The organism is Stenotrophomonas sp. S4, from assembly GCF_054187805.2.
In genome coordinates this window covers 3,734,881-3,754,470 of the sequence record NZ_CM196188.1, presented here as the reverse complement: position 1 = coordinate 3,754,470, position 19,590 = coordinate 3,734,881, and the positions used below count along the sequence as shown (strand labels likewise).

Genomic DNA, 19,590 nt, shown 5'->3' with positions numbered 1-19,590 from the left:
CGCGGCGCAGTGAAACCATTCACCGTGCGCCGGCGTACGTCCGCCGGGTCCTCAACGATTTCCCCACAGGAGTTTCTTACATGCTGCTCAGCAAACGCCCGATCCGCTCCCTGATGGCGGCCGCGATCGCGCTGGCCGCGCTTCCGGCCATGGCAGGCGAATCCCCGTATTCCAAGGCCGTGTTCTTCGGTGACAGCCTCACCGATGCCGGCTATTTCCGCCCGCTGCTGCCGGCCGGCGTGCAGCCGGTCACCGGCCAGTTCACCACCAACCCGGGCTGGGTGTGGTCGCAGCAGGTCGCCAACTACTACGGCGTCAACGGCGGCGCCAACGGCAACGGCCAGAGCGGTGACAACTATGCGGTCGGCGGCGCACGCGTCGGCGTGGACGTGCCGAGCGCGATGGGCACCATCCCGTCGCTGAAGTCGCAGGCGGCCCGTTACCTGGCCGCGAATGGCGGCAAGGCTGACGCCAACGTCCTGTACACGGTGTGGGGCGGTGCCAACGACCTGTTTGCAGCCGCTGCTGCGCCGGCGCAGGCACAGGCCATCATCGGCGCGGCCGTCACCGACCAGATCGCCCTGGTGGGCGCGCTGAAGCAGGCCGGTGCCGAATACGTGCTGGTGCCGAACCTGCCCAACGTCGGCCTGACCCCGGCCTTCCGCGGCCCGAATGCCGCCACCGCCACCGCGCTGTCGGCCGGTTACAACAAGGCCCTGTACGGCGGCCTGAAGCAGGCCGGCATCGAGTTCATCCCGCTCGATACCTTCACCGTGCTGGGCGAAGTCGCAGCCAACCCGGGCATGTACGGCTTCACCAACGTCACCAGCACCGGCTGCAAGATCGATCCGGCCAACTCGACGCAGAGCATCCTGACCTGCAACCCGACCAGCTACGTCAGCCCGGATGCGGCCAACACCTACCTGTTCGCCGATGGCGTGCACCCGACCACCGCCGGCCATCAGCTGCTGGGCCAGTACGCGGTCTCGGTGCTGGAAGCGCCGCGCCTGCAGCAGGTGCTGAGCCACTCGGCACAGACCATCGGCCGCTCGCGTGCCGACCAGGTCAGCATGCACCTGGGCGGTCGTCCGGCTGACGGCCTGTCCTGGTGGGGTGGCGTGCGTGGCGACCTGCAGCGCTACGACCACGCCGACCTGTACGACGGCCTGGCCCCGGCCGGCCTGTTCGGTATCGACTGGGCGCGCGATGGCATGGTGTTCGGCGGCTTCGCCGGCTTCGGCCGCCTCAATGCCGACTTCGGCAACAGCCGTGGCGACTTCACCCAGAAGGACACCACCGCCGGTCTGTTCGCCGGCTGGTATGGGGACCGCATCTGGGTGAACGGCCAGGTCAGCTACACCTGGCTGTCCTATGACGTGAACCGCAAGGTCCAGCTGGGCCCGGCCACCCGCGAGCACGGCGGTTCGCCGGACGGCAGCAACCTGACTGCCGCCCTGAACGCCGGTTACGAGTTCGGCACCGAAGGCGGCTTCCGCCACGGCCCGATCGCCTCGGTGATCTGGCAGAAGGTGAAGATCGACGGCTACACCGAAAGCGCCGCGGCCGGCACCCTGGCCACCGCGCTGGGCTACGACCGCCAGAACGTCGATTCGACCGTCGGCCGCATCGGCTGGCAGGCCCGTTTCGATGGCGGCACCGTCAAGCCGTACGCGCAGGTGACCTACGATCATGAGTTCGAGGACACCAAGCAGGCCAGCGCCTGGCTGCAGACCCTGCCGGAACTGGGCAACTACCGCGTGCCGGGCCTGAACTTCGACAAGAACTACGCCACCGTCGTGCTGGGTGCCCGCACCGAACTGTTCGGCCTGCAGAGCAACTTCGGCTTGAGTGCTTCGACCGGCCAGAAGCGCGCGCAGGACGCCACCCTGTTCGCCAACTTCAGCGGCACGTTCTAAGCAGCAACCGCCGGGGTCGGATCCCTTTCCGCAAGGAAAGGGCTCTGACCCCTCGCGGATGCGGTGGCCACCATTGCGCTGCACCGGCCCCACCGCATAGACTTTCATCCGCGCTGCGGGCGTAGCTCAATGGTAGAGCTGTAGCTTCCCAAGCTACTGACGTGGGTTCGATTCCCATCGCCCGCTCCACTTCAATCTCCCAGTTCGCAACGAATTGACCGGATTGAAGATTCAGGCCGATTGATGATTCCGCGCTCATCCGGCGGATATGCGCGCTTCCTTGTTCCCACCGATCTTCGAGCCCTGAGCGACTCGCGTTGCCTCGTGCGCTCGAGGGGGAATCGCCGTGGGACCACGTCCGGCGTGCCCCCGCCGATCAAGACTCAGCTCTTGCGCTTATCCGGCACCGAGGCCAGCACCACCGTCAACAGCAGGGGTTGGCCATCCCCGGCCGCTTCACTGCCTTCCTGGCTGGCCTGTTCGAGTTCGCCTATCAGCGCGTTGATGCGCGCCAACTGGGCAGCGTCGGCACGGAAAGCGAGATGGCGCACGGTGCAGTTGCGCTGGCTTCCCTCGAAGCACGCCGCCGCCTGCGTGGCGGCCGCCGCGAACGCGCGCAGGCTGGCGCCCACCACGCTGCTGGCCACCTTGATCAGGTTCCTGCGCCCACCCGGCGTACGCAGCGCGTCGGCCGAAGACAGCTGCCGCGATACCACGGCATAGACCGCTTCGGGCCGGCGGCCGGTGCTGCGCCGCTCAACCACCTGCACCAGGCCCGCCGCTTCCAGCCGCTCCAGGTGGTGATAGAGCGCGGTGATCGGGCGCCCCAGGCGCTCGCTCAGCTCGCGCGCGGTGGCCTGGCCGTCGACATCCAGGCGCTGCAGGATCGCCAACCGCGGCGAAGACGCCATGGCGCCCAGCTGGTCCGGGGTCAGCTTCAGTGCGCGCGGGGCAGGGGGGCTTGCTGGGGGTCTGCTCATAATTCAAACTATAGATCAAAATTGAATAAATGGCGGCCTGGACATGCGTACTGGATACCTGTGGATCCTTGTCAGCGGCCTTGCTGCCGCTGTCGTCACTTGCGGCGGCGCCTCGGCCTCGCCCCCGATGGCGTCCAGACCTGCCGGCGGCAGTGGCATTCATGCCACCGCCATCGACCCCGCCATGGCACGGCGCATCGATGCCGATATGCAGCAGGTCATGCAGCGCTTCCAGGTGCCTGGTGCGGCCATCGCGGTGACCGTTGACGGCAAGCCTGTCTATTCCAGCGCCTACGGCCTGCGCGATCGCGAGCGCGCGCTGCCGGCGCGTACCGATACACCGTTCGAGATCGGCTCGATCACCAAACAGTTCACCGCCGCAGCCATCGTGCAGCTGCAGGAAGCGGGCAAGCTGCAGCTGGACGACCCGCTGGCACGCTATCAGCCGCATGCGCCGCACGCCAGCGAGGTGACCCTGCGCCAGTTGTTGACCCATACCAGCGGGCTGCACGACTACTTCGACGGGCCGGATGCGGAAGTCGACGCTCTGGTGATCCAACCCATCGACTTCGACCATCTGATCGCGCGCATTGCCGACCAGCCGCTGGACTTTGCGCCGGGCACGCGCTGGTCGTACTCCAATACCGGCTACGCACTGCTCGGCAAGGTGATCGAAACCGTATCGGGCGAGCGCTACCGTGACTACCTGCAGCAGCACCTGCTCGCGCCGCTGGGAATGACGCACACCTTTACCCTGGCCGACACCGACCGCCTGGCCGGCATGGCCGTTGGCTACCGGCATGAGCAAGGCACGCTGCAGCGCGCGCCGTACTTCCACCCGGACTGGAGCGGCGCGGCCGGCTTCCTGGTCAGTACCCTGGACGACCTGGCGCGCTGGGACGCTGGCCTGGGCAGTGGCAAGGTGGTGTCCGCAGCCGGCTATGCGCAGATGAAGACCTCCTTCGCCACCGCCGATGGCAAGCCCGTGGGCTACGGCCTCGGCCTGTTCGTGGATTCGGTGTACGGGCAGGCGCGGGTCGGACACACCGGCGGCACGCAGGGCTTCACCACCGCCGATATGTACTTCCCGGATCTGGGCCTGCGCATCGTGGCCTTCAGCAATCTGGGCGACAAGAAACCCGAGGCCGGCATCACCATGACCAACCTGGTGTTCGCCGCACTGCATCCCGACATCGTCGCGGCCTGGGAACGGCCTGTTGCCGGCGAGGTTGCCGCCATTGGCGAAAGCGCGAAGGCATCGTTCCGCCAGCTGCAGGACGGCACCGATTACAGTGCCTTCAGCGACGACCTGCGTGGCAAGCTGGTGGCCGGCATCGGTGCCGGCATGATGCGTTCCCTGGGCCCCTACGGCGCACCGACCGCCATGGTGTTCAAGGGAACACGCCAGGGCGAAAAAGGAACGATGTACAGCTATGTGGCCGAGTTCGGCCCGGGGGCGTTCATCGGTTACACGGTACGGCTGGACGAGAAAGGCCGTGTTGCGGGATTCGCGATCGAATGACAGGGCCCTGTGCACAGACGTTTGGCGTGCCCAGCAAGGCCACTCATCTGCGGCCTTCTTCATTTCTGATTAGTTTCATATCCACGGCCATCCGCGCCCGGTTAGCGTTGCCGCATTTTCTACACGGGAAGCAGCGCATGGAAACGAAGGACGACGTCGTCGGCAGTATTCACGAGATCTACAAGAACTCCGGTGCCGGCACCTCCCGGCAGCTGGAAGCGCTGCGTGCATTGGGTCGCGCCGGTGGGCCGAAGGCCGCGCAGCTGCTGTGGCAGATCTACAAGAGCACCTCGGCCGGATCGGCTACGCAGATGACCTGCATCGCGGCGCTGGGTGAATCCGCGCGCGGGTTCTGAGTTGACATCATGGCGGATTTGGACAGGGTCGAATGGCTGTCCATTGGAATATCGATCTGAACCGCCTTGTACTCCGAGCAACCTGAAGCAGGGACTGGTTTGCTGTTGGAATTCCATCTCCATCGCTCGCCCTGGCATGCGGTTCACGGCCATGCCGGGGCATCTTGATTGATACTCTGAACGCTTGATTGCCGAATCATTCCGGAAGAACTTCTCCGGATACATATGCGTGCGGCACGCCCTCATGCTGCTGACGTTGACACCAATTTTCTGCTCTGCCACGCTCGCCGGTCGCTGGGGAGCCGCGAGTGTGGACGGGGAGTCCGCGCGGCTGCGACTGGACCTTCTCAGGCTGAATTTGAAAGGTCGGATCGTGCGATCCGAACGACGCCCTCTTCTGCGCACTAGCAAGGTGAACGCTGGCGTTGGAAATCCACGCTGAGTCAATCAGGACGTAACAATCGCTAAAGGAAGGTAGGCAATGGCGTCAAAGATCAATGGCTTCAACTTCGAGTACGACGGAAGCTCGATTACCTTGACCTATAAGCATGGGGAGCTAGGAGGGAAGGCCACATTCGATGTGGAAGGGGCGTCTGCCTCCGTGAGCCACGGCAGAGGATCAGTTGGGGCTTCCTCTGATTATGCCTACTCGACCGATAGCGGATTTGTCGTCTCTGGGCAGGCTGTAACGCTGGGGCTACGGACGCCAAGTGGCGCTGAGATCGGCTTGAAGTTGACTCCCAATGGCGAGTTCAGGCCTCACCCCACGGATCCGTTTGCTCCGCCGATTCCTTCCGCCCAGGTCGATCTGACTTTGGACGGGAAGATGCTCGGCAGTTACGACATCCCGCTTTACGAAGATTTCACGATGGATGATCTTTTCGATCCGGAGCTTGGGGGCCTCGGGTCGCACGGGTTGCTTGGCGACGCGTACGGCTTCCTGCGTCATCGCGATCGCGAGATCAATGACCAATATCGGGATGCGACGGGTGAGAATTTCCAGGATGCCAAGGGCTGGACCCGCCCGGTTGATCCACTGGTCCTGGATCTCGATGGCGATGGTATCGAAACCGTTGCGGCGAATGGTCGTGTGCTGTTTGACCACGAAGGCAACGCGGTGCGTGAGGGTACGGGTTGGATCAGTGCAGACGACGGCATGCTGGTGCTAGATCGCAATGGAAATGGCACGATTGACGATGGTTCTGAGCTTTTCGGTGATCACACGCCGGGAGCTGGGCTCGCACCGGGACAGAGTTCATCGCGATCTGCAGGGCTGCGCGCGCTGGCGACGCTGGATCAGAATGGTGATGGCCGAGTGGATGAATCCGACGAAGCCTTCGCATCGCTTCAGGTTTGGCGGGACTTAAACCAGGATGGTGTAAGTCAGGCGAATGAGCTGTTCTCATTGCGGGATCTCGGCATCCGCAGTATTTCGGTTGACGCTACTTCAACGCAGAACCAGAGTCTTGGAAACGGCAACACAGTTGACAGCTATGGCAGTTTCGAGCGTATCGATGGTACCTCGGGGATTACCGCGGATCTGTTGTTGGCGTCCAATAATTTTCATCGCGACTTCTTGGAAAAGGTACCGCTGAGCGATCTTTCACAGCGGGTAGCCAATCTTCAAGGGTCTGGCATGGTGCGCGATCTGCGGGAGGCCGTCAGTCTCAACCCGGGCATCTTTGATCTCATCAACAAGATCGATTCCACATATTCTCGCAGCCAGGCTCTGCATGCGTTGGACGAGGTGCTGCTGGCTTGGTCCAGCACGTCAAGCATGAAGTCAAGCCTCGAATATCAGCAGGCCGGTGTCGATCGTCCTAGGTTGACTGTAAAGGGCCTTCTTTTGGATTGGGGGACCGCGGACATCTCACAGATTCTCTCTATTCTTGAGAAGTTCAATGGTGAACTGTTCTTTGAGGTGCGTGACGAAGGGCTGTTCACAAAGAACAGGTCGTGGCAGCCGGTTAAGATTGATGGGGAATGGCGTTTTGATGTCGATCTCTCGCAGCCTCAGACTACTCATCTGCTGAAAAGCTATGAGGCACTGAAGATGGGCTTGTATACGGCCATCATGCTCGACACGCGCTTGCGCGACTATGCCCAGGATCTCAGGTTTGGACTCAATGAGGATCTTGAAGTGGTCGTGGACACGGGCGCGGCGGTTAAGCGCCTGATGGATAAGCTGCGGGTGGAAGGTTCCGCGGCGGCGGTGGAGGATTTGCTTGATCTCCGCAGCCTTGCCGCATACATGCCACTGGATTGGAACTGGGTGGATGTACTCGAGGAGATGGGCGCGCGCGCGCCCGATGCGGATGAATTCACCGCGGTTGCAAACCGGCTCCTCGGTGTGCTGAATGGTATTGCTGCTGTGGGAGGTGCCGCCGACGACGTCATTCTAGGCACGTCTGGGGACGATGTGCTTGATGGTGGCGATGGTAATGACGAAATTCGGGGCGGAGCAGGGAATGACTTGATCGAAGGCGGGAAAGGTAGCAACACCCTGTATGGGGGGGCTGGAAATGACACGTTGAGTGTCCACTTTGGAGCTGACAAGAATTTCCTGGCCGGCGGTGCTGGCGATGATGTTCTGATTGGCAGCGCGAAGAGTGATACCTACCTGTTCAATAAGGGGGATGGTCACGACACGATCGTGGAAACAGCCCAATACAGTGTCATTTCGATTGACACACTCGTTTTTGGCGTTGGTCTGAGGGTTCAGGATCTCAAGGTTCTGCGTGAGGGGCGCGATATCCTTCTCGTGTTCGGAGAAGGAGAGGACTCAGTTCGGTTGAAGGATTGGTTGACCGAAAGCCTGCAGGAGGCGCGCTATGCTGGAATTGAGCGATTCCTCTTTGCAGACGGAACTGAATGGTCCCCCGAACTCATCAGGGCGCAGGTGACTACGCTGGGGTCGGATGGTGATGACGTCATTGATGGTTGGTTGGGCAACGATTTGATTCGCGGTGGCGCTGGCAATGACCTGATCGATGGTGGCGGCGGTACCAATGAGCTTTACGGTGAAGCGGGTAATGACACGCTGAAGGTTCACTTCCTTGCCGACAAGAACATTCTGGCCGGTGGCGTCGGCAACGATACGTTGATCGGCAGCAGCAAGAGCGATACGTACCTGTTCAACAAGGGCGATGGTCACGACACGATCGTGGAAACCAGCCAGTACGCCAGCGACTCGGTTGATACGCTGGTGCTGGGCGAAGGCCTGTCCGCCACCGATGTGCGTGTCTTGCGCGAAGGACGTGATGTGGTGCTGAGCTTTGGCGGCGGCAGTGACACGGTGCGGCTGAAGGACTGGCTGACCAGTTCACTGGGCGAGAACACGTCGGCCAGCATCGAGAAGCTGGTGTTTGCCGATGGTACCCAGTGGACGGCAGCCAACATCCGAGCTCGGTTGACGAGCCATGTCGGTGACACTGGTGGTGCGTTTACAGGATGGCAGGGTGATGACCTGATCCTGGGCGGAGAAGGCGACGATGTCATTGAGGGTGGACTGGGCAGCAACGAGCTGCACGGCGGCGCCGGCAATGACACGCTGAGTGTGGCTGCGACGTCCGACCGCAACATTCTGGCCGGTGGCATCGGCAACGATACGTTGATCGGTAGCATCAAGAGCGATACGTACCTGTTCAACAAGGGCGATGGCCACGACACGATCGTGGAAACTGGCCAGTACGCCAGCGACTCGATTGATACGCTGGTGCTGGGCGAAGGCCTGTCCGCCACCGATGTGCGTGTCTTGCGCGAAGGGCGTGATGTGGTGCTGAGCTTCGCCGGCGGCAGTGACATGGTCCGACTGAAGGATTGGCTGACCAGTTCGCTGGGTGAGAACACGTCGGCCAGCATCGAGAAGCTGGTGTTTGCCGACGGTACCCAGTGGACGGCGGCCAACATCCGGGCGCAGCTGACTACGCTGGGCACCTCCGGGGATGACAAGATCGTGGGCTGGAACGGCAACGACCTGATCCTGGGCGGAGAAGGTGACGATTTCATTGAGGGTGGGCTGGGCAGCAACGAGCTGCACGGCGGCGCCGGCAATGACACGCTGAGTGTGGCTGCGACGTCCGACCGCAACATTCTGGCCGGTGGCATCGGCAACGATACGTTGATCGGTAGCATCAAGAGCGATACGTACCTGTTCAACAAGGGCGATGGCCACGACACGATCGTGGAAACTGGCCAGTACGCCAGCGACTCGATTGATACGCTGGTGCTGGGCGAAGGCCTGTCCGCCACCGATGTGCGTGTCTTGCGCGAAGGGCGTGATGTGGTGCTGAGCTTCGCCGGCGGCAGTGACACGGTCCGACTGAAGGATTGGCTGACCAGTTCGCTGGGTGAGAACACGTCGGCCAGCATCGAGAAGCTGGTGTTTGCCGACGGTACCCAGTGGACGGCGGCCAACATCCGGGCGCAGCTGACTACGCTGGGCACCTCCGGGGATGACAAGATCGTGGGCTGGAACGGCAACGACCTGATCCTGGGCGGAGAAGGTGACGATTTCATTGAGGGTGGGCTGGGCAGCAACGAGCTGTACGGTGGCGCCGGCAATGACACGCTGAGTGTGGCTGCGACGTCCGACCAAAACATTCTGGCCGGAGGCATCGGCAACGATACGTTGATCGGCAGCAGCAAGAGCGATACGTACCTGTTCAACAAGGGCGATGGTCACGACACGATCGTGGAAACCAGCCAGTACGCCAGCGACTCGGTTGATACGCTGGTGCTGGGCGAAGGCCTGTCCGCCACCGATGTGCGGGTTCTGCGCGAAGGACGTGATGTGGTGCTGAGCTTTGGCGGCGGCAGTGACACGGTGCGGCTGAAGGACTGGCTGACCAGTTCACTGGGCGAGAACACGTCGGCCAGCATCGAGAAGCTGGTGTTTGCCGACGGTACCCAGTGGACGGCGGCCAACATCCGGGCGCAGCTGACCACGCTGGGCACCTCCGGGGATGACAAGATCGTGGGCTGGAACGGCAACGACCTGATCCTGGGCGGAGAAGGCGACGATGTCATTGACGGTGGACTGGGCAGCAACGAGCTGCACGGCGGCGCCGGCAATGACACGCTGAGCGTGGCGGCAACCTCCGACCGCAACATTCTGGCCGGAGGCATCGGCAACGATACGTTGATCGGCAGCAGCAAGAGCGATACGTACCTGTTCAACAAGGGCGATGGCCACGACACGGTCGTGGAAACCAGCCAGTACGCCAGCGACTCGGTTGATACGCTGGTGCTGGGCGAAGGCCTGTCCGCCACCGATGTGCGGGTTCTGCGCGAAGGACGTGATGTGGTGCTGAGCTTTGGCGGCGGCAGTGACACGGTGCGGCTGAAGGACTGGCTGACCAGTTCACTGGGCGAGAACACGTCGGCCAGCATCGAGAAGCTGGTGTTTGCCGACGGTACCCAGTGGACGGCGGCCAACATCCGGGCGCAGCTGACCACGCTGGGCACCTCCGGGGATGACAAGATCGTGGGCTGGAACGGCAACGACCTGATCCTGGGCGGAGAAGGCGACGATGTCATTGACGGTGGACTGGGCAGCAACGAGCTGCACGGCGGCGCCGGCAATGACACGCTGAGTGTGGCTGCGACGTCCGACCGCAACATTCTGGCCGGAGGCATCGGCAATGACACGTTGATCGGTAGCCTCAAGAGCGATACCTACCTGTTCAACAAGGGCGATGGCCACGACACGATCGTGGAAACTGGCCAGTACGCCAGCGACTCGGTTGATACGCTGGTGCTGGGCGAAGGCCTGTCCGCCACCGATGTGCGTGTCCTGCGCGAAGGGCGTGATGTGGTGCTGAGCTTTGGCGGCGGCAGTGACACGGTCCGACTGAAGGACTGGCTGACCAGTTCACTGGGCGAGAACACGTCGGCCAGCATCGAGAAGCTGGTGTTTGCCGACGGTACCCAGTGGACGGCGGCCAACATCCGGGCGCAGCTGACCACGCTGGGCACCTCCGGGGATGACAAGATCGTGGGCTGGAACGGCAACGACCTGATCCTGGGCGGAGAAGGCGACGATGTCATTGAGGGTGGACTGGGCAGCAACGAGCTGCACGGCGGCGCCGGCAATGACACGCTGAGTGTGGCTGCGACGTCCGACCGCAACATTCTGGCCGGCGGCATCGGCAACGATACGTTGATCGGTAGCCTCAAGAGCGACACGTACCTGTTCAACAAGGGCGATGGCCACGACACGATCGTGGAAACTGGCCAGTACGCCAGCGACTCGGTTGATACGCTGGTGCTGGGCGAAGGCCTGTCCGCCACCGATGTGCGTGTCCTGCGCGAAGGGCGTGATGTGGTGCTGAGCTTTGGCGGCGGCAGTGACACGGTCCGACTGAAGGACTGGCTGACCAGTTCGCTGGGCGAGAATACGTCGGCAAGCATCGAGAAGCTGGTGTTTGCCGACGGTACCCAGTGGACGGCGGCCAACATCCGGGCGCAGCTGACCACGCTGGGCACCTCCGGGGATGACAAGATCGTGGGCTGGAACGGCAACGACCTGATTCTGGGCGGAGAAGGTGACGATGTCATTGAGGGTGGGCTGGGCAGCAACGAGCTGTACGGTGGCGCCGGCAATGACACGCTGAGTGTGGCTGCGACGTCCGACCGCAACATTCTGGCCGGTGGCATCGGCAACGATACGTTGATCGGTAGCATCAAGAGCGATACGTACCTGTTCAACAAGGGCGATGGTCACGACACGATCGTGGAAACTGGCCAGTACGCCAGCGACTCGATTGATACGCTGGTGTTGGGCGAGGGTCTGCAATCAGGCGAGGCACGCTTCCTCAGGCAGGGTAATGATCTTCAGCTGAGCTTCGCTGAAGAGACTGACTCGGTTACTTTCAGGGGGTGGTTCGGATCCACCGGTGCACAGATCGAGGTCCTGAGTTTTGCAGATGGCCGGAATGTAGGTAACGTCGAGTTGAATAGTCTGATTGCGGCAATGGCGCAGAGTGGGTCCGCCGCAGCACTCACGCCATTGACTATTGAGCAAACGCAGAGCGTGAATCTGATTGCGTCGATGTGATGAACTGAAGGTTGCGGAGTTCCCCTGTTGAAAAAAGTCCCCGGGTGTCGATTGGCACCCGGGGCTCGAATGGTAGATATGGCGTCGGGGCGTACTGCCCATTTTGCAGCAGGCATGTGGCGGCTCTCTTTGGGGGGCTGAATAGGGATAGGTGGCGCACCTACGAGGAGACCCCGGGTTAGTTGGGTCCATCCTTGCTGGCATCATCCACCCGCCACACGCCCGCGCTATGCTGCGCGCCTGCCGACCGATCCCACTGCGATGAAGCTCGCCATCCTGTCCCGCAACAGCTCCCTGTATTCCACCCGTCGGCTGGTCGAGGCGGCGCGCGCGCGCGGCCATACCGTGCGCATCCTGGACCCGTTGCGCTGCTACATGCGCATCGCCGCCGATGGCTTTTCCATGCACTACAAGGGCCGGCCGATGACCGGCGTGGACATGGTCATCCCGCGCATCGGTGCCTCGATCACCCGCTACGGCACCGCGGTGCTGCGCCAGTTCGAGCTGATGGGCGCGCGCACGCCCAATCCGTCCGATGCCATCCTGCGTTCGCGCGACAAGCTGCGCGCGCACCAGCTGCTGGCGGCCAAGGGCATCGACATGCCGGTCACCGTGTTCGGCGACAACCCCGACGACACCGTCGATCTGCTGTCCATGCTCGGCCCGCCGCCGCACGTGGTGAAGCTCAATGAAGGCACCCAGGGGCGCGGCGTGATCCTGACCGAGAAGGCCAGTGCCTCGCGCGGCATCGTCGAAGCGCTGCGCGGCCTGTACGCCAACTTCCTGATGCAGGAATTCATCGGCGAAGCCAAGGGCGCCGACCTGCGCTGCTTTGTGGTGGGCGACCAGGTGGTGGCGTCGATGCAGCGGCAGGCACCGGAGGGCGACTTCCGCTCCAACCTGCACGCCGGCGGAACCGCCGTGGCCGCCAAGGCCAGCCGCGCCGAGCAGCAGGTGGCGGTGCGTTCGGCCAAGGCGCTGGGCCTGTCGGTGTGCGGCGTGGACCTGATCCGCTCCGCGCGCGGCCCGCTGGTGCTGGAGGTCAACTCCACGCCCGGGCTGGAAGGCATCGAAGCGGCCTGCGGGGTCGACGTGGCCACACGCATCATCGAGCATGTGGAAAAGATCAAAAAACCTTGATTATTCATTGTGTTATGAATCTCATTGGCAAATGATCCACGGCTTTAACGAGGCTTTAATCGGCCCCGGCGTAGGCTTCAGCGAACCGCAGCTCTGCCTCTCAGCAGGATCGGTATCGGGATACGACTTCAGGCCCAGGCGGGTGCACCGTCTGGGCCTTTTTTATGCCTGTCGGCCCTGTGCCCAAGGTCTCTTGTGGACGCCGCGTGACGGTCGTAGAGTTGGCCCTTCGTTCCGGGATGGATCGGGAGGTTGGCGATGTACCGCATCATGACGATCGCGTTGCTGCTGGGCCTGTCTGGCGCTGTTGCCGCCAAGCCGGAGAAGGTCGCTGTACAGATGGACCGGCAAGGGTCGGTCGCCGAGCAGGTGCGCCAGGTGGAAACCGCCCTGGCCGCCCCCGACTATGCCGAACTGTCTGCCGAGGATCGCGGCCAGGTACAGCAGTCGCTGTTGCGTATCCGCCAGCACATGGGCGAACGCCAGACCGTGCAGGAGCTGCCGCCGCAGCTGCAGGCCGAGGTCTTCAACGAGCAGGAACGCATCAACACCCTGTTGGCGCGTGGCCATGAAGACAGCCGCCAGATCTGCAAGTACGAACGCACCACCGGCAGCAACATGCCCAAGAGCCGCTGCCTGACCGTGGCCGAACGGCGCCGGATCGAAGAGAAAGGCAAGGCGCTGATCAACGACCAGCGCAGCTACAACACGCTCAGCCCACCGCCCGCCGGGCGTTGACCGCACTGCCTTTCGGTCCACCGAGCGTGCGGTCATGGCGTATCGGTGGCACCGCAGGGTCGATGTTCCACTCATGGAAGAACCTGGAGGTAACGATGCAGCGCATGACCCCCGTCGCCCTGATGCTGGGCCTGGCACTGGCCACCACCGTCCACGCCAAGCCCGAGAAAGGGCAGGTGAAGTTCGACGCCAACGCCCCGGTGGCCGAACAGATCCGCAGCGTTGAAGCGGCGATCAACACCGAGGACTACAGCGAGATCGGGCTGGAAGACAAAAGCCGCGTGCAGCAGGCGCTGGGCCGCATCAAGATCAAGATGGGCGACCACGAACGCGTGGAGCAGGTCAGTCCGCAGGACCGCACCGAGATCTTCAACGACCAGGAAGTGATCAACACGATCATGACCCGCGCCCACGCCGACAGCCGCATGGTCTGCCGCCGCGAACGCACCACCGGCAGCAACATGCCGCAGAGCGTCTGCCTGACCGTGGCCCAGCGCCGCAAGGCGCAGGAAGACAGCCGCAAGGCGCTCAACGACAACCAGCGCTTCAACAACTACAAGCCCTGATCGCTGCCGGACCGATCGCATGCCGCCATCGGTCACCCTGCCGTGCGTCCCTTGTGGACGCATCGGCGGAATCGTAAAGTCGAGACCCTATTCATGGACGAACATGGAGCTCGTCATGTACCGCAAGACCACTCTCGCCCTGATGCTGTCGCTGGGCCTGGTTGCCACCGTGCAGGCCAAGGCGCAGAAGGAGACCGTGCAGATGGATTCCTTCACCCCGGTGTCCGAACAGATCCGCCGCGTTGAAACGGCCATGGGCAGCGAGGACTACAGCGAGATCGGGCTGGAGGACAAGAGCCGCGTGCAGCAGGCCTTGAACCGGATCAGGGTCAAGATGAATGGCCGTGAGAAGGTGGACGAACTGGCGCCGCAGGAGCGCAACGACCTGTTCAACGAGCAGGAGATCGTCAACACCATCATGACCCGTGCCCAGGCCGACAGCCGCATGATCTGCCGCCGCGAGCGCCTCACCGGCAGCAACATGCCGACCAGCGTCTGCCTGACGGTCGCCCAGCGTCGCAAGGCCCAGGAAGAAAGCCGCCAGGCGCTGACGGACCAGCAGCGCATCAGCCGCTGAACCGGCTGACGCGGGGGCTTTTGCCGGTGTCGCCCCTTCGGTACGAAATGTTAAGAATGGAACCTGTATCGTTCAGCAGGTAGACGTCGCGTCCACTCGCACAGGGGCATCCTGAGCGGGTGGGCCTGGCCCCCCGACAACCCTTCAAGAACCAGAGGTCCCAGTGCGCATTCTCGTAATCGAAGACAACAGCGACATCGCCGCCAACCTTGGCGACTACCTTGAGGATCGTGGCCACACCGTGGACTTCGCCGCCGACGGCGTGACCGGCCTGCACCTGGCCGTGGTCCACGAGTTCGACGCCATCGTGCTGGACCTGAACCTGCCAGGCATGGACGGCATCGAAGTGTGTCGCAAGCTGCGCAACGAAGCGCGCAAGCAGACTCCGGTGCTGATGCTGACTGCCCGCGACTCGCTGGACAACAAGCTGGCCGGTTTCGATTCCGGCGCCGATGACTATCTGATCAAGCCGTTCGCGCTGCAGGAAGTAGAGGTGCGCTTGAACGCGCTGTCGCGCCGCGGCAAGGGCGTGCAGACCCGCGTGCTGGAAACCGGCGACCTGGAGTACAACCTGGACACGCTGGAAGTGCGCCGCCAGGGCAAGCTGCTGCAGCTCAACCCGACCGCGCTGAAGATCCTGCAGGCCCTGATGGAGGCCGCGCCGGCCGTGGTGACCCGCCAGGAGCTGGAAACCCGCGTCTGGGGCGAAGAGCTGCCCGACTCGGATTCGCTGCGCGTCCACATCCACGGCCTGCGTGCGGTGGTCGACAAGCCGTTTGAAGTGCCGCTGATCCAGACCCGCCATGGCATCGGATACCGCATCGCCACCCCGGAAGCCTGATTCCGTGGCAACCAAGGGGGAGCGCCGGCGTTCGCCGTATCGGCGGCGCCTGCGCAGCCGCATCATCGTCTCGTTCGTGTTGTTGGGCTTCTGCCTGACAACACTGTTCGCGTTCGCCACCAACTGGGCCCGCATGCGCGTGGAAAACCAGCTGGTGGAAGACGTGATGAACCGCAACATCAACGAGTACGTGCGGCGGTTCTACGAGAGCCCGGATCGCAACCCCGACCTGCCCGTGCAGCAGATGCGCGCGCGCCTGATCAAGCCTGACAAGTTTGATGCGCTGCGCGAGGAAGAGCCGGACTGGTACGAGTTCAAGGATGGCCTGTACAACATGGGCGGCGTGGACGAGCGTGGTCAGCGCTATTCCTACAAGCTGGCCGTGCGCAAGACGCCCGACGCCTGGGCATTCCTGGCCTACGACATGACCGACAGCGTGCGCGGTGGGCAGCAGCTCAACCGCGCACTGGTGCTGTCAGTGCTGGTGTTCAGCCTGTTGTCGCTGGTGCTGGGCTGGTGGTCGGCGTCGAAGGTGATGAAGCCGGTCTCGGACCTGGCCGCGCGGCTGCGTGCCTATCGCGGCGGCACCAGTGATCCCGAGCCGCTGGCGCCGCGCTTCCCCGATGACGAAGTGGGGCAGCTGGCACAGGCGCTGGATGATTATTCGTCGCGGCTGACCGAAGTGGTACAGCGCGACCGTGAGTTCAATGCAGACGTCAGCCACGAGCTGCGCACGCCGCTGGCGGTGATCCGTGGCGCCACCGAGCTGCTGCTGACCCGGCCCGGCCTGGATGAGAAGGTGCTGCAGCGCCTGCAGCGCATCCAGCGCGCCGAACAGCAGTGCAGCGACCTGATCGGTGCACTGCTGCTGCTGTCGCGCAATGAACGCGGGCAGGGCACCAGCAACGTCGCCCGTGTGGCCGAGCAGCTGCTGGATGCACACCGCGCGCAGCTGGGCGGCAAGCCGCTGGAACTGGCGCTGGAAGGCGAGCGCAATCTCGTGATCGATGCGCCCGAGGCGGCCTTGTCGGTGGCGCTGGGCAACCTGATCGGCAACGCGGTGAAGTACTCGCAGGATGGCGAAGTGCGCGTCTTTGTCGGCAGCAATTCGGTGTCGGTGACTGACAGCGGCCCGGGCCTGAGCGAAGAGGATGCCGCCAAGCTGTTCCAGCGCGGCTATCGTGGCACGCACGCCGGCCATTCGCAGGGCGGTGGCATCGGCCTGTCGATCGTCAGCCGCCTGTGCGATCTGTACGGCTGGCAGGTGAGCGTGCGCCCCGGCGGCGAGCGCGGCGTGATCGCCACCCTGACGTTCTCGCCGAAGCCGTTGTAAGGGCGGCCCCTGCATTGGTGGGTGCCGACCTTGGTCGGCACGAATCCTGCCGACGCTGCATAGCGCCCTGTGTCGCTTGTGCCATCGAATCCCCCTCGCAGGAACCCCAGGCCCGAAGCCCAACACGACATCACCGTGATCGCCGCCACGCCGCGTGCGTGTCCGCATGCACGCATTCGTGCACCCAACTGCGGCTTGAGAATTTCCTTACAGATCACGCTGCTGCGTGATGGCCAGATGGGGCGGCTGGGGCAGGTGCCCTGGCCGGGATTGGCGTCCTGAAAAAAACCGACAACTCAAAAGCTCCAGATGCGCCGCGGCCATCATGGAAAATGCATCGCCTGCCTCGTTTCGGCGGACGGTGCGTGGGGATTCATCAGAATCCGCTGGAGTCTTTTTCCTTAGCTTTTGAGTTGTTGGGTCTCCGGTACGCCAACCCGCACCGTCCGCCACCTTGCATCCGCAGGTGGCCTGCCGACTGCGAGGAGCCACACCATGTCCGCACGCCCACTGTTCCCCCAACTGCACGCCCTGATTGGCGAAGCCGCCGACCTGCTGCCAGCCGACGTCGCCGAGCGCATCGAAACCCTGCTCGATGATCCCAAGGATCTGCTGCCAGCCCTGCTGGCCCGCATGGATGGCCGCGACGCCGCCGACGGCCGGCGGCTGGAAGCACAGGGCCTCAGCCCGGCCCAGGCGGCCACCATGGCCGGCCTCAGCCGCACCCTGGCCGGCTTGAACGCACTCATGCAGGTCCTGCACGCCGCCGAAGCCGCCCGCGAGCAGGGCGGTGCCCACCAACAGCTCAGCCCGGATGTCGTCGACGGCCTGCTGCTCGGCGCCCGCGAACTGGCCCGCTATGCCCGCCTGCAGCTGGAGTAGATCCTCACCACGCGCGGATGCGCGATCCGGTAGTGCCGGCCGCTGGCCGGCAACCGAGTCGACCAGTAGATCCACGCCATGCGTGGATTGGCTTTGGTAGTGCCGGCCGCTGGCCGGCAATCGAGTCGTCCAGTAGATCCACGCCATGCGTGGATACGCCTTGGTAGTGCCGGCCGCTGGCCGGCAGCCCGGCCTCAACCCCCAGCCAACCCCAGATACCGCTCATGCAGCGCTTCCACCTGCGCCTGCAGGTCCTCGGGGTGGCCATCGTTGACCACCACATCATCGGCCAGTGCCAACCGCTGCGTGCGGCTGGCCTGGGCGGCGATCATCTTGTCGGCCAGCGCGGCGTCGATGCCGTCGCGCTGCATCAGCCGGGCGTGCTGCACGGCTTCCGGCGCATCCACCAGCAGTACACGATCCAACCACGGGTAGGCCTGCCGCCCACCGACCTCGGTCAATAGCGGAATGGCGGCAATCGCATAGGGGCTGGCGGCCTGCTCGCACTGCTGTTGCATCAGCAGGCGGATGGCCGGGTGGGTGATGGCTTCCAGTGCCGCCCGTTCAGTCGGGTCGGCGAACACGTGGGCGCGCAGGCGCGACCGGTTCAGGCTGCCGTCCGCCTGCAGCATGTCGACGCCGAAGCGCTCGGCGATGCGGTTCAGGGCGGGGCTGCCGGCGGCGACCACCGTGCGGGCGGCCAGATCGGCGTCGGCCACCACGATGCCCAGCGCCTCGAAGCGCCGGGTCACCTCGCTCTTGCCGGCGGCAATGCCGCCGGTCAGGCCAACCACATACCGGCTCATGGGGATTCCCCTCAGCGCAGTCCGCTCATCACCAGGTATTGCTCCACCACGGGCGCGCCCCACATGAAGTACAGCCAGCCCGCGATGGCCAGGTAGGGGCCGAACGGGATCGGCGTGGCGCGGTCACGGCCCCGGGTGTACAGCCAGATCGAGCCGATGATGGCGCCCAGCACCGACGACAGCAGGATGATCGGCAGGATGCCCTTCAGCCCGCACCAGGCGCCGAGAGCGGCCAGCAGCTTGAAATCGCCGTGGCCCATGCCTTCCTTGCCAGTCAGCTGCTTGAACAGCCACCAGACCATCCACAGCGACAGATAGCCTACCGCCGCGCCAACCAATGCAGGCTTGGCCGGCATGTACAGGTTGTCGATGTTGCCTATCAGGCCCAGCCACATCAGTGGCAGGGTCAACTGGTCGGGCAGCAGTTGGGTGCGCAGGTCGATGCCGGACAGGGCGATCAGGAAGCAGGTCAGCACGATGGCGCCGAAGCCCTGCCAGCCGAAGCCGAACTGCCAGACGCAGGCCAGCACCAGCACCGAGGTCAGGGCCTCGACCAGCGGGTACTGCAGCGAGATCGGCGCCTTGCAGTGGCGGCACTTGCCGCCCTGGATGATCCAGCTGAACAGCGGGATGTTCTCGTACCAGCTCAGCTTGTGCTTGCAGTGCGGGCAGTGCGAGGGCTCGACCACGATCCCCGGTGGCGGAGGCTCGTAGAAGTCCGGTTCTTCCAGGACCTCGCGCGCATCGCGCTTCCACTGCCACTCCAGCCGCTTGGGCAGGCGCAGGATGACGACGTTGAGGAAACTGCCCAGCAGCAGCCCCAGGGCGGCCGCGGCGGGGTAGCCGAGGCCGGGATGCTGGTCGAGAAATGCCATG

Annotated in this window: 14 protein-coding genes, 1 tRNA gene and 1 pseudogene; 13 read left to right on the top strand and 3 right to left on the bottom strand. The window is 63.8% G+C overall.

The window, feature by feature from the left end:
- Positions 1-80: 80 nt before the first annotated feature.
- From ACUZUJ_RS17520 to ACUZUJ_RS17510, 3 genes and pseudogenes are all read left to right on the top strand, one after another.
- Positions 81-1,916, top strand: a complete 1,836-nt coding sequence (locus ACUZUJ_RS17520; RefSeq protein ID WP_049442679.1) for an autotransporter domain-containing esterase — start codon at positions 81-83, stop codon at positions 1,914-1,916.
- Positions 1,917-2,031: 115 nt separating this feature from the next.
- A tRNA-Gly gene (locus ACUZUJ_RS17515) sits at positions 2,032-2,105 on the top strand.
- Between the two features lie 54 nt (positions 2,106-2,159).
- Positions 2,160-2,314: pseudogene (locus ACUZUJ_RS17510) on the top strand (integrase); the annotation flags it as partial.
- Here ACUZUJ_RS17510 and ACUZUJ_RS17505 read toward each other — a convergent pair.
- Positions 2,300-2,827 carry an ArsR/SmtB family transcription factor gene (locus ACUZUJ_RS17505; RefSeq protein ID WP_233490876.1) on the bottom strand — a complete coding sequence of 176 codons (528 nt, stop codon included), beginning with the start codon at positions 2,825-2,827 and terminating at the stop codon, positions 2,300-2,302. The pseudogene ACUZUJ_RS17510 and the gene ACUZUJ_RS17505 sit on opposite strands and share 15 nt — an antisense overlap.
- A 112-nt stretch (positions 2,828-2,939) precedes the next feature.
- Here ACUZUJ_RS17505 and ACUZUJ_RS17500 point away from each other — a divergent pair, with 112 nt between their 5' ends.
- The 10 genes from ACUZUJ_RS17500 (at position 2,940) to ACUZUJ_RS17455 (ending at position 17,908) form a co-directional block, all read left to right on the top strand.
- Positions 2,940-4,418, top strand: a complete 1,479-nt coding sequence (locus ACUZUJ_RS17500; protein WP_458220900.1) for a serine hydrolase domain-containing protein — start codon at positions 2,940-2,942, stop codon at positions 4,416-4,418.
- 137 nt (positions 4,419-4,555) lie between these two features.
- On the top strand, positions 4,556-4,774 hold the full coding sequence (locus ACUZUJ_RS17495; RefSeq protein ID WP_041863763.1) for a hypothetical protein: 219 nt from the start codon (positions 4,556-4,558) through the stop codon (positions 4,772-4,774).
- A gap of 481 nt (positions 4,775-5,255) precedes the next feature.
- A complete protein-coding gene (locus ACUZUJ_RS17490) occupies positions 5,256-11,831 on the top strand; it encodes a calcium-binding protein (protein WP_510468049.1) in 6,576 nt (2,191 codons plus the stop codon).
- Positions 11,832-12,092: 261 nt separating this feature from the next.
- Positions 12,093-12,971: a 30S ribosomal protein S6--L-glutamate ligase gene (rimK, locus tag ACUZUJ_RS17485; protein WP_005418651.1), complete on the top strand. Its 879-nt coding sequence runs from the start codon at positions 12,093-12,095 to the stop codon at positions 12,969-12,971.
- 258 nt (positions 12,972-13,229) lie between these two features.
- Positions 13,230-13,709 (top strand): hypothetical protein, encoded by a 480-nt coding sequence (locus ACUZUJ_RS17480; RefSeq protein WP_049442673.1) that lies wholly within the window; start codon positions 13,230-13,232, stop codon positions 13,707-13,709.
- A 95-nt stretch (positions 13,710-13,804) separates the two neighbouring features.
- Positions 13,805-14,275, top strand: a complete 471-nt coding sequence (locus tag ACUZUJ_RS17475; RefSeq protein WP_049442672.1) for a hypothetical protein — start codon at positions 13,805-13,807, stop codon at positions 14,273-14,275.
- Positions 14,276-14,390: 115 nt separating this feature from the next.
- Positions 14,391-14,852, top strand: a complete 462-nt coding sequence (locus tag ACUZUJ_RS17470; RefSeq protein ID WP_049442760.1) for a hypothetical protein — start codon at positions 14,391-14,393, stop codon at positions 14,850-14,852.
- A 163-nt stretch (positions 14,853-15,015) separates the two neighbouring features.
- Complete coding sequence (locus tag ACUZUJ_RS17465; RefSeq protein WP_005410804.1) at positions 15,016-15,693, top strand: response regulator transcription factor; 678 nt, start codon at positions 15,016-15,018, stop codon at positions 15,691-15,693.
- Positions 15,656-17,026, top strand: a complete 1,371-nt coding sequence (locus tag ACUZUJ_RS17460) for a sensor histidine kinase (RefSeq protein ID WP_032957212.1) — start codon at positions 15,656-15,658, stop codon at positions 17,024-17,026. Before ACUZUJ_RS17465 ends, ACUZUJ_RS17460 begins: the two co-directional genes overlap by 38 nt.
- Positions 17,027-17,521: 495 nt before the next feature.
- Complete coding sequence (locus ACUZUJ_RS17455; protein ID WP_049442671.1) at positions 17,522-17,908, top strand: hypothetical protein; 387 nt, start codon at positions 17,522-17,524, stop codon at positions 17,906-17,908.
- 194 nt (positions 17,909-18,102) lie between these two features.
- Here the strand turns inward: ACUZUJ_RS17455 and coaE are convergent, their stop codons facing one another.
- Positions 18,103-18,714, bottom strand: a complete 612-nt coding sequence (gene coaE, locus ACUZUJ_RS17450; RefSeq protein ID WP_458220934.1) for a dephospho-CoA kinase — start codon at positions 18,712-18,714, stop codon at positions 18,103-18,105.
- An 11-nt stretch (positions 18,715-18,725) separates the two neighbouring features.
- Positions 18,726-19,589 (bottom strand): prepilin peptidase, encoded by an 864-nt coding sequence (locus ACUZUJ_RS17445; RefSeq protein WP_049416956.1) that lies wholly within the window; start codon positions 19,587-19,589, stop codon positions 18,726-18,728.
- Between the last annotated feature and the right edge of the window lies 1 nt (position 19,590).

What these genes read in the sequence shown, in the direction of transcription:
- ACUZUJ_RS17445 (WP_049416956.1), bottom strand. Translation starts at nt 19,589, where the DNA reads ATGGCATTTCTCGACCAGCATCCCGGCCTCGGCTACCCCGCCGCGGCC.
- ACUZUJ_RS17520 (WP_049442679.1), top strand. Translation starts at nt 81, where the DNA reads ATGCTGCTCAGCAAACGCCCGATCCGCTCCCTGATGGCGGCCGCGATC.
- ACUZUJ_RS17460 (WP_032957212.1), top strand. Translation starts at nt 15,656, where the DNA reads ATGGCATCGGATACCGCATCGCCACCCCGGAAGCCTGATTCCGTGGCA.
- ACUZUJ_RS17490 (WP_510468049.1), top strand. Translation starts at nt 5,256, where the DNA reads ATGGCGTCAAAGATCAATGGCTTCAACTTCGAGTACGACGGAAGCTCG.
- ACUZUJ_RS17480 (WP_049442673.1), top strand. Translation starts at nt 13,230, where the DNA reads ATGTACCGCATCATGACGATCGCGTTGCTGCTGGGCCTGTCTGGCGCT.
- ACUZUJ_RS17495 (WP_041863763.1), top strand. Translation starts at nt 4,556, where the DNA reads ATGGAAACGAAGGACGACGTCGTCGGCAGTATTCACGAGATCTACAAG.
- ACUZUJ_RS17500 (WP_458220900.1), top strand. Translation starts at nt 2,940, where the DNA reads ATGCGTACTGGATACCTGTGGATCCTTGTCAGCGGCCTTGCTGCCGCT.
- ACUZUJ_RS17455 (WP_049442671.1), top strand. Translation starts at nt 17,522, where the DNA reads ATGTCCGCACGCCCACTGTTCCCCCAACTGCACGCCCTGATTGGCGAA.
- ACUZUJ_RS17475 (WP_049442672.1), top strand. Translation starts at nt 13,805, where the DNA reads ATGCAGCGCATGACCCCCGTCGCCCTGATGCTGGGCCTGGCACTGGCC.
- rimK (WP_005418651.1), top strand. Translation starts at nt 12,093, where the DNA reads ATGAAGCTCGCCATCCTGTCCCGCAACAGCTCCCTGTATTCCACCCGT.
- coaE (WP_458220934.1), bottom strand. Translation starts at nt 18,714, where the DNA reads ATGAGCCGGTATGTGGTTGGCCTGACCGGCGGCATTGCCGCCGGCAAG.
- ACUZUJ_RS17470 (WP_049442760.1), top strand. Translation starts at nt 14,391, where the DNA reads ATGTACCGCAAGACCACTCTCGCCCTGATGCTGTCGCTGGGCCTGGTT.
- ACUZUJ_RS17505 (WP_233490876.1), bottom strand. Translation starts at nt 2,827, where the DNA reads ATGGCGTCTTCGCCGCGGTTGGCGATCCTGCAGCGCCTGGATGTCGAC.